This window comes from Tumebacillus amylolyticus, assembly GCF_016722965.1.
GTDB classification, from domain to species: Bacteria; Bacillota; Bacilli; order Tumebacillales; family Tumebacillaceae; genus Tumebacillus; species Tumebacillus amylolyticus.
The window spans coordinates 1,449,815-1,463,034 of record NZ_JAEQNB010000001.1 but is presented as its reverse complement, the minus strand read 5'-3'; the positions used below and the strand labels follow the sequence as shown (position 1 = coordinate 1,463,034).

The window sequence follows — 13,220 nt, the reverse complement described above, 5'->3', positions numbered from 1 at the left end:
ACTTGCATGTATTAGGCACGCCGCCAGCGTTCGTCCTGAGCCAGGATCAAACTCTCAATAAAAGTTTGGTTCTGACTCGAATCGATCTTCATCTATCACTCGTTTAGTTTTCAAGGATCAATCGTGTGCCACCGAAGCGGCTCAACTAACTTACCATAACAGTTTCAAATCTGTCAACTACCAATCTCTTCTTTTCTTTCATCACCGCATCTCTCGCGGCGACAAGACTCATACTATCATAAAGCACTCCTCGGACTCCACTTCCTCCGCGAAACAAATCCAAACAAAAAGGAGCCGAGACCTCATCGGCTCGACTCCATACGTCCTCACGCTTCCATAGACTGAATCAACAGATGCAATGCGTGCTTCGCGGCGCGAATCCGCAATTGAGTTTGATCTCCCCGGATGCGAACAACTTTTGTGTCGTTCGCTTGAGGCCCCGATACAGCAAAATACACATCTCGCATATTTGCCGCTGCTGAGCCTTCATTTGGCGTAACAAGATCGGAAACCGCAACGGCCCAATCAGCCCCCGCGTACCGTCTCATCGCCTCTGCAATCACACCCGCTCGTTCCTCCAAAGTCTTGTACTCGCGCAATCCGAGCCTCGTTTTCAACAATTCTCCATCTGCGAGAACCATCGCTTCTTTTATATAGGAAGAGACTCCACGATACTCATGCAACATCGAGGTGAGAACACCACCTGTGACCCCTTCATACACGGCGAGAGTCAAACCTTTCTCGATCAACTGTTTCCCCACTACAACGGGCAGCTTCTCATCATCCACCCCGTAGATAAAGCCACCCAACCGCTCTCGAACCTGCATTTCCAACCCCGCAATCAAGTCGTCCGCCGCTTCCACCGAGTCTGCTTTGGCGGTTACCCGCAACTTGCATTCCCCTTCGGAAGCATACGACGCGATCGTCGGGTTCGTGCTCTCCAGCAGATCGGCCACCTTCGTCTCCACGGCAGGTTCGCCCAATCCGAAGATTCGAAGCACCCGGTTGCGAATCGTCTGACTCTCCCCGCTCAGCTTATGGAGCAGCGGAAGGACTTGCTCGACAAACATCGGGATCATCTCCGTCGGCGGCCCCGGCAGAAGCACATAATGACGCCCTTCTGCTTCCACATACTGCCCCGGCGCCGTCCCACGCGGGTTATCCAGAATCAAGGCTCCCTGAATTCGCATCGCTTGCTGACGGTTATTCGGAGTCATCTCCCGCCCCAAGCGCGCAAACAGCTGAACCAACTGCTCCAGAACCCGCTCATCCAACTCCAACGAACGCCCAAGCACAGCAGCCAGAGCTTCCCGAGTGAGATCGTCTTCCGTCGGCCCTAACCCTCCGCAGAGAAAAATCAAATCCGACCGCGATTGCGCCAAGGAGATAGCATCGGTCAGGCGTTTCATGTTATCCCCCACCACTTGGTGGAAAAACACATTCACGCCCGCCACCGCCAACTGTTCAGACAGATACCGCGCGTTGGTATTGGTAATCTGACCGAGCAAAATCTCAGTCCCAACCGCAATGATCTCCGCATTCACAGAGCATCCCCCTCTCCCGCACTAGACGCCCAAAAACTTCATCGGATTCGTCCGGCAAATTTGTTCCACCAACGAATCGGGTATCTCAAGCCCTCTCGAAGCCGCGCTTGTCCGCACTTGTTCGATAAACCAAGCGTACCCTTCTGTTACCGTTTCGTTTTTGAGTTGACCGAAATCGGTAGACACGCAGACTCGGCCGGGATCAATCGCTTGCAACAAGTCCAGCACATCGTCCGGACTCTCATACCCGAGCTTCGTCATCAAAATCGCCACTTCCGCCCAGACATGGCTTGATTGTAACAACTCCGCCACTTCAGACGTTGTAAACCCGGTACAAGAATGACAGGGATGAGTGAGCATAATCCGTCCGCCGCGCTTGTCGACTTCCTCCACCAACATATACACTTCTTCCTTCGAAGAGTGTCCCGTCGCCATCGGAATCCCAAAGTCAACAGCCAACTGAATGACATCAATCGTATCCGGACGCAATCGTCCTTCCTCACTGACCCGCTCCAATTTAACGGGATACGTATCGAGCACCGGATGGCATTTCGGCTGCGACAGTCGAGGCTTTGCACCATGACCGGTAAGCGTTGGGAACCAGATCACCATCGGAGCGTCCTGACCATTGGCGGCAAGCGCCGCTTGAACCGCTTGCGTCGAGACGCCGCCCGCGTATTGATTCAACGTGATCGAACCATAAATCGGATACCCTTGTTCCCGTGCCATCCGCGCAACGGAAGTCGTCGCCGTCAGATGACTTTTTAAAACGGCGCCTGCCCCCGCTGCTTTCATTTCTTGTCCTAATGAAAGCGGCGAGTAGCGACGCGAATAGGTATCCGGTTCCGAGTGAACATGCAGATCAAAAAAAGGAATCGACATCTCTAAACCCCAACCTTCTCCCACGGACGGTTGTATTTAAACTGAACCCGCGCATCTTCCAGACGTACCCCGTTGTGCAACGCTTCGACGATGTTCGCTTCCGTATCTCGAATCGCTTTGGCACGACGAACCGTTTCTTCAATCATGTCTTGAGGAATCACCAACACGCCGTTCGCATCGCCGCGCACATAGTCGCCCGGTTGAATCACGACATCATTGACGCGCACCGGAACCTGATGGTTCCGTTTTTTCGCACGACCTTTGCCCGTCTTCATATAAACGGACTTGGTGTACATCGCGTAGTTTTTCTCTTGAATCTCTTCCACGTCTCGGCAAGCTCCGTCGATGACAGTCCCCGCAACACCCTTGATCGTCGCCATCGTCGTCAAAATGCCACCCCAGATCGTGCAATCCGTCCGACCGTTGTTCGCCAAGATGACAACTTCGCCGGCCGACACTTCATCAATATAATCTGCAGCCGTCGCGACTTTCGTTTCTTCCTCACTCGGCAACCCGAATTCGACTGTAAAAGCACGCCCACAGAGATCCACATTGGCCGAGCGCGGCACGAGGCCTTCCAAACCGCCATTGACTCCGAGACTGTCCAACGCATCCGAGATGCTGGCCGTATCCAAATCGCGCAATTCTTCCATCCATTGATCGGTCATTCGTCTCCGCCCTTTCTCTTACAGTCGAGCTAAAATCGCATCTGCCATTTCACGAGTGGTTGCGTTGCCGCCCAAGTCGTACGTCAACACCTTGCCTTCTTCGATCACTGAAGCAACGGCACGTTGGATCGCGTCCGCCTGGTCCGTATACCCGTGGTGTTTCAACGTGAGCGAAGTCGTCAAGAACATAGCTGACGGATTCACGATGCCCTTACCCGCATGCTTCGGTGCCGAACCGTGAACCGGTTCGAAGTAAGCTTTTTCCGCGCCCAAGTTTGCACTGGGAGCAAGTCCTAAGCCACCCATGAGCCCTGCGCCCAGATCGGAGAGGATGTCGCCAAATTGGTTTTCACTGACGATGACGCCGAAATGCCCCGGGTCGCGTACCATCCACATCGCCGTCGCATCGACGTTCTGCACTTCCCACGGAATGCCCGGATACTCGGCCGCCACTTCCTCCAAGATGTCGAGGCAGAACTGCCCGGATTCACGCATGACATTCGGTTTGTCTACCCACGTCACACGCGGATACCCTTGGTCTCGTGCGCATTGGAACGCGAAATGCAGCAGACGCTTCACACCGTCGCGCGTCATCAGACGCAGAGCCACCGCACCATCCATCGGGCTCTCCATCTGCCACGAACTTCTCGCGCCTTTTTTGCGTTGAATGAACTCAAACAACTCGTCCGGAATCGGGGAAAAGTCAAACCCCGCGTACAGCCCTTCCGTATTTTCACGAATGACGGTGAAGTTCATGTTGTCGGCAATCTGTCTCGGGTTCCCCGGAATGCTGAACACCGGGCGAACATTCGCAAACAGCCCCAGACGTTGACGCAGTTGGATGACCGGCGAGAGATAAGACACGCCCGTCTCGCGCAATTCCTGCGACAACTCCGCCATCGCCTGAGCATGCGGCTTGGAGGTAATCGCTGCAATCATCGTCGCATCCGACGACTCGATCAACTCCCACGTCCGCTCCGGTACCGGATTGCCTTCCTTTTTCCAAAACTCCCACCCGATGTCCCCGAATTGTACATCGACCGGCACACCCAATTTTTCAAAAACAGGAAGCGTCGTTTCCGTTACTTCAATCCCGATGCCATCGCCTGGCAAGACGGCAAGACGCAAAGTCTTCATGCTTTTACTCCTCCTGCATTCATCACTTGATTGGAAGTTTGGCTCGGCGAGCATTCTTTTTTAGCAAAGCTCGCTCCCTTGCGGTACAGCACATACGTTTGAACGATCCCGACGATGACGAAGAACGAAACCAGTACCGCCGGCCCCACGTGGTCTTTCATTACATAGAGGAAGCCCAAGGAAATCAAAGTCGAAACGACCTGCGTGCGCATCGGATACGTATACAGCGTCAGACCGCGAAGGATCGCAGACAGAGACATAATCGCAACGGTAACCGATTGATAAAAACCAACCAAGATAAAGACCCAACGGGTCTGACTCGTCAAGTTGCTGGAGTCACGACCAATGACGTGCAACATGCCATCCGGGATGGCGAGATACAGCAGCGCGATGAGAATCATCGGAATGATGATAATCGACGTCACCACACGCAGAGCAGGAATCGTGAGGTCCAACTTGCGAGTGGAGAATTTGCCCGCCATGAAACGAGTGACCATCCCGCTCAGGTACCAGAACGGCAACCAGACCAACTCCAACATCCGCAGACCGACCGAGGCGATGTGCATGACTTCCGGTCCCGACAGCGACATCCCTTTGAGCAAGAAATTCAAGCCAAACGACGTGATGATGTTCTCCATACTTCCCGGAACACCCGTCGCCATGATCGCTTTGATATCAGCGGCCGTCACTTTCGCTTTGAGCGTCAACGACCATTTCAAGTTCGCTTGCTTCGAATTCATGAAGGAAAAGGCCAGAACAACATATACCCAGTTGGCAATCGAAGTCATGACCCCGATTCCCGTCAGACCGACCGACAACCCGGCCGCATCGAAAGCTCCGGCGAAGTTCAGCCCGAGGAACAGCACGAACGTAACCGCACTGCCGGTTGCCGCGTACAGCGACAATTTTGCATTGTTCGCCGTGACCATCCCCGCTTGTACCAGCGGCATCAAGCCCCAAGCCGGAAGCCCCCATGCAAAACCGAGCAGATATTCGCCGACTTTCGCCGCAAGACTTTGATCAGCAAAAAACGAAGCGACCCAGTCGCCCGCCAACGCCACCAAAACCGCGAAGATCACACCTGCAAACAAACTCATCAGCACTGCCGTTTTAAACTGGCGATGCGCCGATTCCGAATCCCCTCTGGCAAAAAGCTGCGACATCGTCGAGATCGCACCCACAGACGGAATTCGCAAGATCGCGAGGAAAAACGTCAACAGGGTGGTCGCCACCCCCGCCGCCGCGACTTCCACACTGCCGATCATCCCGATCCAAATCAACTCGATCGTCGAGATCAACCACTGCAGCCCGCCGCGCAACATAACAGGCACGGACAGATTGACAAACTCTCCGACCATGCCTCGATACCCTACAGATTGTGCTGTCGTTTTCATACTATCCGAGCTCCATAAAATGTTTTGACATGTGAGATCGCGACTTCCGGATTATCACCCATGATTCGCATCCCTGCTCCTTCTACAAAAAGAACCTCTGCATGAGGCACCAACTCGCGGAAAACTTTTGCATGCTCTTCATGCAACAGAACCGATTCCGCTCCGAACAGCACCATCATCGGCGCTTTTACCCGCGACAGTCTCTCCCGCGCATCGTGCAAAGCGACCGCTTTCAGACTCGACGTTGCTTTTGCGAGTGCCAACGGGTCGCCGGAGCCCGCTCCAACCTCAGTCGGGTTCTGCAAGATCGGCAATTGACCCGCTTGGGCAATCCAAGGAATCAAGCTCGTTTGGAACGCCGCTTCACCGAACGCATGCGTCATCAGCGACCACGAAGAGAACACCGCTCGAAGCGTCGTGTCAGCAAATGCGTTCGTGCTCACGAGCAGCACCGGAATTTGTTCCATCTCCGGCAAGACGCTCAGCTCTTGCGCAATCATCCCGCCCAGCGAGAATCCCCAGATCAAGTCCGGTTGCAAGCCTTGCTCTTTCAAAAATTGATGGACAAAAACGGCCAGTTCGCGCACGGTGAATTCCACAGGTCCGTTGTTCTCCTGCACGAGCTTCTCCGGCATATCAAGAATTAAAAAACGCGACTCCTTCCAAAAAGGACGCAACGTAGCTTCCCATTCTTGGGTGGTGATCGCTTCCGTGTCCATGCGGGGGAGGATGAGGGTCAACTTTTGACCCTCACCCATTTCCAAGCACCATGGACGCAACGTAGATGTGGTATATGGCAAGTTCTTTCCCCTCCGATCAACCTCTTACGCGGATACGGTCCGCTTCTCTGTCTCTTGGTTTGTCAGCACCATGTTGGCACGATCAATCCAGGATTGGTTCTCCAAGGTCAACAACAAATCAAGCAACGAAGTTCCCTTGTGTTTCGCCATTTCTTCCATGCGGTCTTGCACATCGAGGTTCAAGTTGTGGTAGCCCGTCAAGATGCCCTCTTCCTCGATGAAATAGGATTCACCGTCGACTGCTTCGATGAACAACTCATACGCCGCTTTCGAGGTGGATATCAGTTTCCCAAGGTTGTAGTTGCCCGCCAACCCCATGCGCTTCAAGCAAGCGACGAACGACTCGATGCACAGGTTGCCGGCCCCTTTGCCGAATCCGTACATGCTGGCATCCAAGATGTGCGCCCCTGCGGTCATTGCTTCCAAGGCATTCGCAGAAGCCAAGTGCAGGTTGTTATGCGGATGGAAGCCCAGTTTCAGATCGGAATTTGCAGACAAGCCTTCGTAGAGCGAGCGAACGTGTGCCGGAAGCATCGCCCCGTTGGAATCGGCGAGGTACATGTAGTCTGCACCCGCTTCCTCCACTTTTTTCGTGAAGGCCAAGATCTCTTCAAGCGTCGCATGAGAAGCGCGAATCAAGTTCGCACTCACGCTTAGCCCGTTTGCTTTCAGCTCTTGAATCAGCGGAAGCGTAGCGTCCACTTTTTGCAGCGGAATGCACAGACGAATCATGCCGACCGCCGGATGCTTCATGCGCTCCAACATGTTCGGGGTGTACTGATGGGGATGAATCATGAGAACAAGCTTGGTACGCGAACCCGGTTGCAGAGACTGAGCGAGTTCTTCGATGTACTCCATCGGGGAGTACGCCGGGATATACGAATCATGTTCGTCTACCACATACCCGATCTCAATGAAATCGATACCTGCGGCCGACAGACCGTTGACAACCAGCTTCGCTGCCTCCATTTTCAAAGGCGTATCCGGTACATGCACAGATTCTCTCAAGGTGACATCAATCAGTTGCAAACTCATCGCTTTAGTTCCTCCTCGTTGTCTCTAATTTCTGTTCGCTCCACCAGTTCGTGTTGTGGCGATATCTTATGATATTTTGGCATGAATACAATGTCAAACGCTTAAAAACAATATTAATTAACACGTTTTGGTAATTGTTTGATTGATTGAATTCAATGAAAAAGTTCAAAATCAGCTCGATATTGATCTCTCTAGGATGTTTAGCAAGTGCAAACGATTTCAAAAGTATTTCGATACCCGTAACTATTCGCTATACGAGGCAGTCTAGTTACTGAAAATGTTGCAATTCACAGACTATTACCATTATAAATAGCTTCATAAATTTCAAGAAAATATTAGAGCCACATGAAAATCATCCGTAAAAAAGCCGAGTGCCCAAATGGGTCTCGGCTCTTTTTCATCGCGGATTGCAGACGAATTCACATTTTTTCCGCAAATCTTGCCCGTCCTTTCCATAATTCTGCCGGATTTATCTACTATCCTGAAATCAACAACTCGCGAATCAATAGAATGGAGGAATCTCAAATGAAACGTTTTCTGCTCACCGGCCTGATCCTCTCCGTACCGCTTGCAGCACTCTTCAACCCCGCACAACCGGCAAGTGCGGCCCAACCGCCCGCCCACTACTCGGTGGTCGATCAATGGCAACAGAAGTTCATGCAAGACATGCAGATGTTCCAGAACATGTTCTCCCGCAGTCAAAACCAACGCCAGATGCAACAGCAACTCGACCAGATTCTCAATGAAATGAACCAGCTTCAACAGCAGCAGATGATGATCGACCAATCGACGGTCCAGCGCTTTGGCGTTCGCAAACTCCCGCGTCAGTCGTCCAAAGGCCGCGCTCAACAAAGCGTCACCAACGGCCTCAAACTCGCAGCCGGGGACAACGGCGTCTCGCAGAACACCTTGCAAACGGCGGCACAGATTATTGAAAAAGTCGCACTCCCGACGTTGCAAACAGAAGTTGGCACGAAGCCCAGCACCGACACGGAAGTTGCGCTGTTCTCCTCGCAACGCTCCTACGGTCAAGCCTTGCTCCAAGCGGGCGTCCCGCGCGATCAAATTGCCGCCATCGTTGCCAATACCGGCGGGATTACGATCGGAAACACCGTCTGGATTCCGCTCTACAACTTGAAATCGGAGTCCGACCTCACCAACGTCCTCACGCACGAACTGACGCACATCGTCTTCAACCAGCAGGGCTTCGGGAATTCGATTCCGACTTGGATCAACGAAGGGACCGCCTGGAACATCGGCCTGACCGGAGAACAACAAGTCAGCCCGTCCGCCGTCCAGCAAGAAGTCAACCGTGAAAACCAAGCGGTCGCCAAAGTCGCACAAGCAGGCCGCCTCCTTCCTCTCGAAGCGAGCGAAGACGACATCCTGACCGCCGGATACAACGTCGAATGGGTTGACTACCTCGCCGTGAAGCAATTGATTGAAACCTACGGAGAGGACGAGTACAAAGCGTTCCTCGCCGATATTGCGAAGGTGGGAGTGGAGGACGCGTTCCAAAACCACTTCGGGCAGTCGCTCGACGAGTTCGAAAACAACTTCTCCCTTTAAATAGAGGCAACGAAAAAAAGACCCGCCCACCCAGGGCCGGGTCTCTTTTCTATACCAATTGCCGTCTTGCTTTGATCTTGCCCATCTCACTGCGCATCCGACGAGCTGCAGCGACGTTCCAAACGGCCGCCCCGCCGAAGAAGATCGCGGTGATAAACGGGGACACCGCCAAAAAGCCCTCGACCGACATCGCGTACACAAAGCTTGTCCGCACGACGGCCTCCACCAAGCAGACGATGCCCCAGACCAGCGTCATCCGGTACATCGTTTTGCGGAAGTACGCGTACTGCCAGTTGCGGTCATAGTCTCGACGCGCAACAGGGTCGTTGCCTACCGCGAACCGCTTCGAGAACGCGAAGATCAACGGGCGACCGATCACAATCGAGCCCAAACACAGCAACCCGAGCGCCACCGAGACAAACGACTCCCGCGCCAACAAGAGCTTCTCATCTCCGCTGATCAGCGCGGCCCCAATCGCCACCAAGAATCCAAACAGCATGAAACTCCCGAATGCATCCACTTGCCGGTGACGAACGAACAGCCAGATGTTCTCCACCAACGGAATGGTCGTCGCAATCGCCAACGCAGTGACGCCCGACATGTGGTCTTGCAACAATTCATAGACTCCCAGCGGAACAACAAAGTTGAAAAATAGCGTGATGAGGATTCCGCGAATGATTTCCTGCTTGCTCATAGCCGCCACACTCGCTCACCATCCATCTTATTAGATAACCATATCTTAACCTCAATCCAGCAATATTTACAAGCAAAAAAATGAGCATGCTTGCATGAACTCCCACACTTTGCCAAAAAATAAAGCTAGTAACTCGTGTCAACTCTTGCCTTTTCTTGTACGTATATTGTCGTATGGTATAATAGGGAAAGCGAGGGGGAGGTACAACATTCATGGACGACCAACAAATTACGGGTTCCCGCAGTGATCGTCACGGCGGCGTTGAGAAGAGCAAATCTTCCGACGCGACCCCGACGAAGACCAAGAAGAAGCGAGGGCGTTTTTGGAAAGCCTTCAAGATCTTCACGTTCGTTTCCCTATCTGCTGCCATCATCGGCGGCGGTGCTGTGGCCGGTTATGTCGTAACGGTCGCAAAACGAGCGCCGGAACTCGACCTGAACGCAATTACGAACATGGCCGCGACCACGAAAGTCTACGATTCGGGTCAGCAATTCATGTTTTCCCTGCAAGGAGACGGCAACCGCGACTTGATCAAGTCGGTGGACGATGTTTCGCCATTTGTCGTCAACGCCTTTATCTCAGCCGAAGATAAAAACTTCCGTTCTCATTTCGGTATCAATCCATACGCGATGGCTCGTGCGTTTGCACAGAACGCCATCGGTCATTCCATTAAGTCCGGGGCATCCACGATCACGCAGCAAACGATCAAAAACGCCATGTTCCCGGAGCAAGACCGCACATGGGAGCGCAAAATCCAAGAGGGGTACCTCGCCATCCAGTTGGAGAAACAACTGACCAAGGACGAGATCATGACCACGTACCTCAACTGGATCTACTTCGGCAAGTCCGGCACCGAGAACCTCTACGGAATCGAACGAGCGTCGAAGGCGATTTTTAACAAGCCTTCGAAAGACTTGAACCTCGCCGAATCGACCGTGTTGGCCTCTCTGCCGAACAACCCGAGCATGTACAACGTCTACGAGAACATGGACAACGTCCAAGACCGCCAAGAGTATATCTTGCGCGAGATGTTGCAGAACGGGTACATCGACACCGCCCAATACGAAGAAGCGAAAAAATTCGACGTGACCGCCGAAATTCAAGCAGTCTCGCAAAAAAAGGCAGTCGTCGCCGGCAGTTTCCCGTATCTCAACTCCGAGATCGAAACCCGCGCTGCCGAAGAATTGCTCAAAACCGGCAAGTACGAGACGCTCGACCAAGCGCGACAAGCCCTGTTCCGCGGCGGCTACCAAATCTACACGACGATCGACCGCACGATGCAAACCACGATCGACAACGTGTTGAACAATGCCGACTTCTACCCGAAGAACCTCACCTACGATGTGACGGACAACAAAGGCAAGACCACGCATGTGGAAAACGCCATGGAGCAATCCGGCGCATCGCTTATCGACAACAAAACGGGTCGCGTGCTCGCCATGGGCGGCGGTCGCAATTATGAGCAAGACCAGATCAACCACGCCACCCGTCCCCGTCAGCCGGGTTCGACGATGAAGCCGATTGCCGTCTACGGCCCGGCGATTGATTTGAAAAAACTCGGTTCCGGCTCCGTCATCGACGATGTGCCGATGGTCTGGCCGGACCAAAACGCCGCCAACGGCAAATACTTCCCGATGAACTGGGACCGAAAATTCCACGGGCTGATGACCGCTCGCGTTGCGCTGGAGCAATCGTATAACATCCCGGCGCTCAAAGTGTTTCATGACATCACGCCCAAAGTCGGTCTCGACTATGTGCGCAAGATGGGTGTCACCACCATTGCTGACACCGATGAAAACCTCGCAGCCGGCATCGGCGGTTTGTCGCAAGGCTTGACCGTTTTGGAAGCGACGTCGGCGTACACGACCTTCCCGAATGCGGGCGTCTACCGAGACGCCTACATGATTGAAGAGATCAAGGACCGCGACGGCAATTCGATCTACAAGCACGAATCCAAGACCGACCAAGTGTTTAACGCCAACACCGCCTACATCATGAATGACATGATGGAGGACGTCGTGCGCAAAGGTACGGCAAGCGAAGTCGGTCGCAAGTTCCCAAGCTACCCGATCGCGGGCAAAACGGGGACGACCAACGAAGACAAAGACGCTTGGTTCATCGGCTACACTCCGGACGTCACGCTTGGCATCTGGGTCGGCTACAACATCCCGCACAATTTGCTGAGCGGCGAAGGCAACCGTCCCAAGAAGCTCTGGAACGAGATCATGGGCCAAGTGTTGCCGACGCAAAAGGACCGCACGGCCGATTTCTTCCCGAATCCGGGCGGTGTGCGCTCCATTGCGATCTGCACGTACTCCGGCAAATTGCCTTCCGAGCTCTGCCAAGCACAGAAAGCGGTCAAAACCGAACTGTTCCCGGCAGGCGCAGAACCGCGTGAGCAAGACGATGTGCTGGTCAAAGCCAAGTACTACGAAGCAAACGGCAAAAAGTACCTCGCCACCAATTCCACCCCCTCCTACATGGTCAAGGAAGGAATCTTCATCAAACGCGATCATTACGAACTGCCCGATAACAACAACTCCTATCGCCCCTCCGATTGGGAGATGGAATTGCCGGAGGGCGATCTCAAGGACGGCGTTTCCGTGCAGTCCAGCAAGACCCCGAACGGCTTGAAAGTCTCCGCTTCCACCGCGACTTCCATCGGATTGACATGGAATGCCGTAGAGGGCGCGAAAAGCTACCTCGTGTTGCGAGCGGACAGCGAAGCGGGTCCGTTCCAAATCCTGCAGGAAGTGACCGATTCGGCGTTCACAGACAGCAAGGTTGAGAATGGCAAGTCGTATTCCTATCAAATCGTTGCTTTGGACAGCGACGGCGCACACTCGGCACCGAGTTCGACCGTCAGCGTCACGGCGGGTCAAGTCTCGCTTGCCGTCCCGTCCGGTGTGCAGATTGCACCGGCTGCCGTTGGGTTGACGATTTCGTGGAGCGCCGTGCCCAATGCAACCGGCTACACGATCTACCGAAGCACGGAAGCGGGCGGAACCTACCAAAAAGTCGGTGCCACTTCCGACACCGCCTTCACCGATGTCGGGGCCTTGCCCGGCGCGACGTTCTACTACAAGATCACGTCGATGGCCGGCACCCAAGAGTCGAACGCTTCGACTCCGGTCAAAGGAACTGTGCTGAGCAGCGGAAACAATGGCGGCGACAATAACGGTTCCGGCGATGGAAACGGCAACGGCGGCGGTCAACCGCAAGGAACTGCTCCCGCTAACGTGAGCGCGCAAAAAACCGGCGTGTCCCTCGTGATCAACTGGACATCTGCGCAAGGTGCGAAAAGCTACGTGGTGGAACGAAGCACCAACGGTTCGACTTGGATGCAGATCGGTGCCGTGTCGGACACCACCTACTCGGATGCCTCGGCAACACCCGGACAGAAATATTATTACCGCGTTCGCTCGGTCAACGCAGACGGCTCCACATCTTCTCCGTCTCCGTCCGCCAGCGCCACGATGTAAAAAAAGGCACCCCCT

General features: G+C 53.9%; 10 protein-coding genes and 1 rRNA gene. 2 read left to right on the top strand and 9 right to left on the bottom strand.

Translation table 11 applies throughout. The annotated features are described in order from the left end of the window. From JJB07_RS06895 to JJB07_RS06860, 8 genes are all read right to left on the bottom strand, one after another. Positions 1-62 (bottom strand): 16S ribosomal RNA (locus tag JJB07_RS06895); the annotation flags it as partial. A gap of 264 nt (positions 63-326) precedes the next feature. Continuing rightward, positions 327-1,544 carry a competence/damage-inducible protein A gene (locus tag JJB07_RS06890; RefSeq protein ID WP_201632590.1) on the bottom strand — a complete coding sequence of 406 codons (1,218 nt, stop codon included), beginning with the start codon at positions 1,542-1,544 and terminating at the stop codon, positions 327-329. A 21-nt stretch (positions 1,545-1,565) separates the two neighbouring features. Then, positions 1,566-2,426 (bottom strand): DUF6282 family protein, encoded by an 861-nt coding sequence (locus JJB07_RS06885; RefSeq protein WP_201632587.1) that lies wholly within the window; start codon positions 2,424-2,426, stop codon positions 1,566-1,568. 2 nt (positions 2,427-2,428) lie between these two features. Continuing rightward, complete coding sequence (locus tag JJB07_RS06880) at positions 2,429-3,094, bottom strand: RraA family protein (protein ID WP_201632584.1); 666 nt, start codon at positions 3,092-3,094, stop codon at positions 2,429-2,431. 18 nt (positions 3,095-3,112) lie between these two features. Further along, on the bottom strand, positions 3,113-4,231 hold the full coding sequence (locus JJB07_RS06875) for an isocitrate/isopropylmalate dehydrogenase family protein (protein WP_201632581.1): 1,119 nt from the start codon (positions 4,229-4,231) through the stop codon (positions 3,113-3,115). Further along, positions 4,228-5,625 carry an MATE family efflux transporter gene (locus tag JJB07_RS06870; protein ID WP_201632579.1) on the bottom strand — a complete coding sequence of 466 codons (1,398 nt, stop codon included), beginning with the start codon at positions 5,623-5,625 and terminating at the stop codon, positions 4,228-4,230. The genes JJB07_RS06875 and JJB07_RS06870 overlap by 4 nt, the downstream gene beginning before the upstream one ends. Continuing rightward, positions 5,622-6,425 carry an alpha/beta fold hydrolase gene (locus JJB07_RS06865; protein ID WP_236587639.1) on the bottom strand — a complete coding sequence of 268 codons (804 nt, stop codon included), beginning with the start codon at positions 6,423-6,425 and terminating at the stop codon, positions 5,622-5,624. The genes JJB07_RS06870 and JJB07_RS06865 overlap by 4 nt, the downstream gene beginning before the upstream one ends. Before the next feature lie 24 nt (positions 6,426-6,449). Next, positions 6,450-7,460: a beta/alpha barrel domain-containing protein gene (locus tag JJB07_RS06860; RefSeq protein WP_201632576.1), complete on the bottom strand. Its 1,011-nt coding sequence runs from the start codon at positions 7,458-7,460 to the stop codon at positions 6,450-6,452. Between the two features lie 525 nt (positions 7,461-7,985). Between JJB07_RS06860 and JJB07_RS06855 the strand changes: the two genes are divergently transcribed. Continuing rightward, on the top strand, positions 7,986-9,029 hold the full coding sequence (locus JJB07_RS06855; protein ID WP_201632574.1) for a hypothetical protein: 1,044 nt from the start codon (positions 7,986-7,988) through the stop codon (positions 9,027-9,029). A 49-nt stretch (positions 9,030-9,078) separates the two neighbouring features. Here the strand turns inward: JJB07_RS06855 and JJB07_RS06850 are convergent, their stop codons facing one another. Then, a complete protein-coding gene (locus JJB07_RS06850) occupies positions 9,079-9,723 on the bottom strand; it encodes a VC0807 family protein (protein WP_201632572.1) in 645 nt (214 codons plus the stop codon). A 212-nt stretch (positions 9,724-9,935) separates the two neighbouring features. On the opposite strand from JJB07_RS06850, the gene JJB07_RS06845 reads away from it, so the two are divergent. Continuing rightward, positions 9,936-13,205 carry a PBP1A family penicillin-binding protein gene (locus JJB07_RS06845; protein ID WP_201632570.1) on the top strand — a complete coding sequence of 1,090 codons (3,270 nt, stop codon included), beginning with the start codon at positions 9,936-9,938 and terminating at the stop codon, positions 13,203-13,205. The last annotated feature ends 15 nt before the right edge of the window (positions 13,206-13,220 follow it).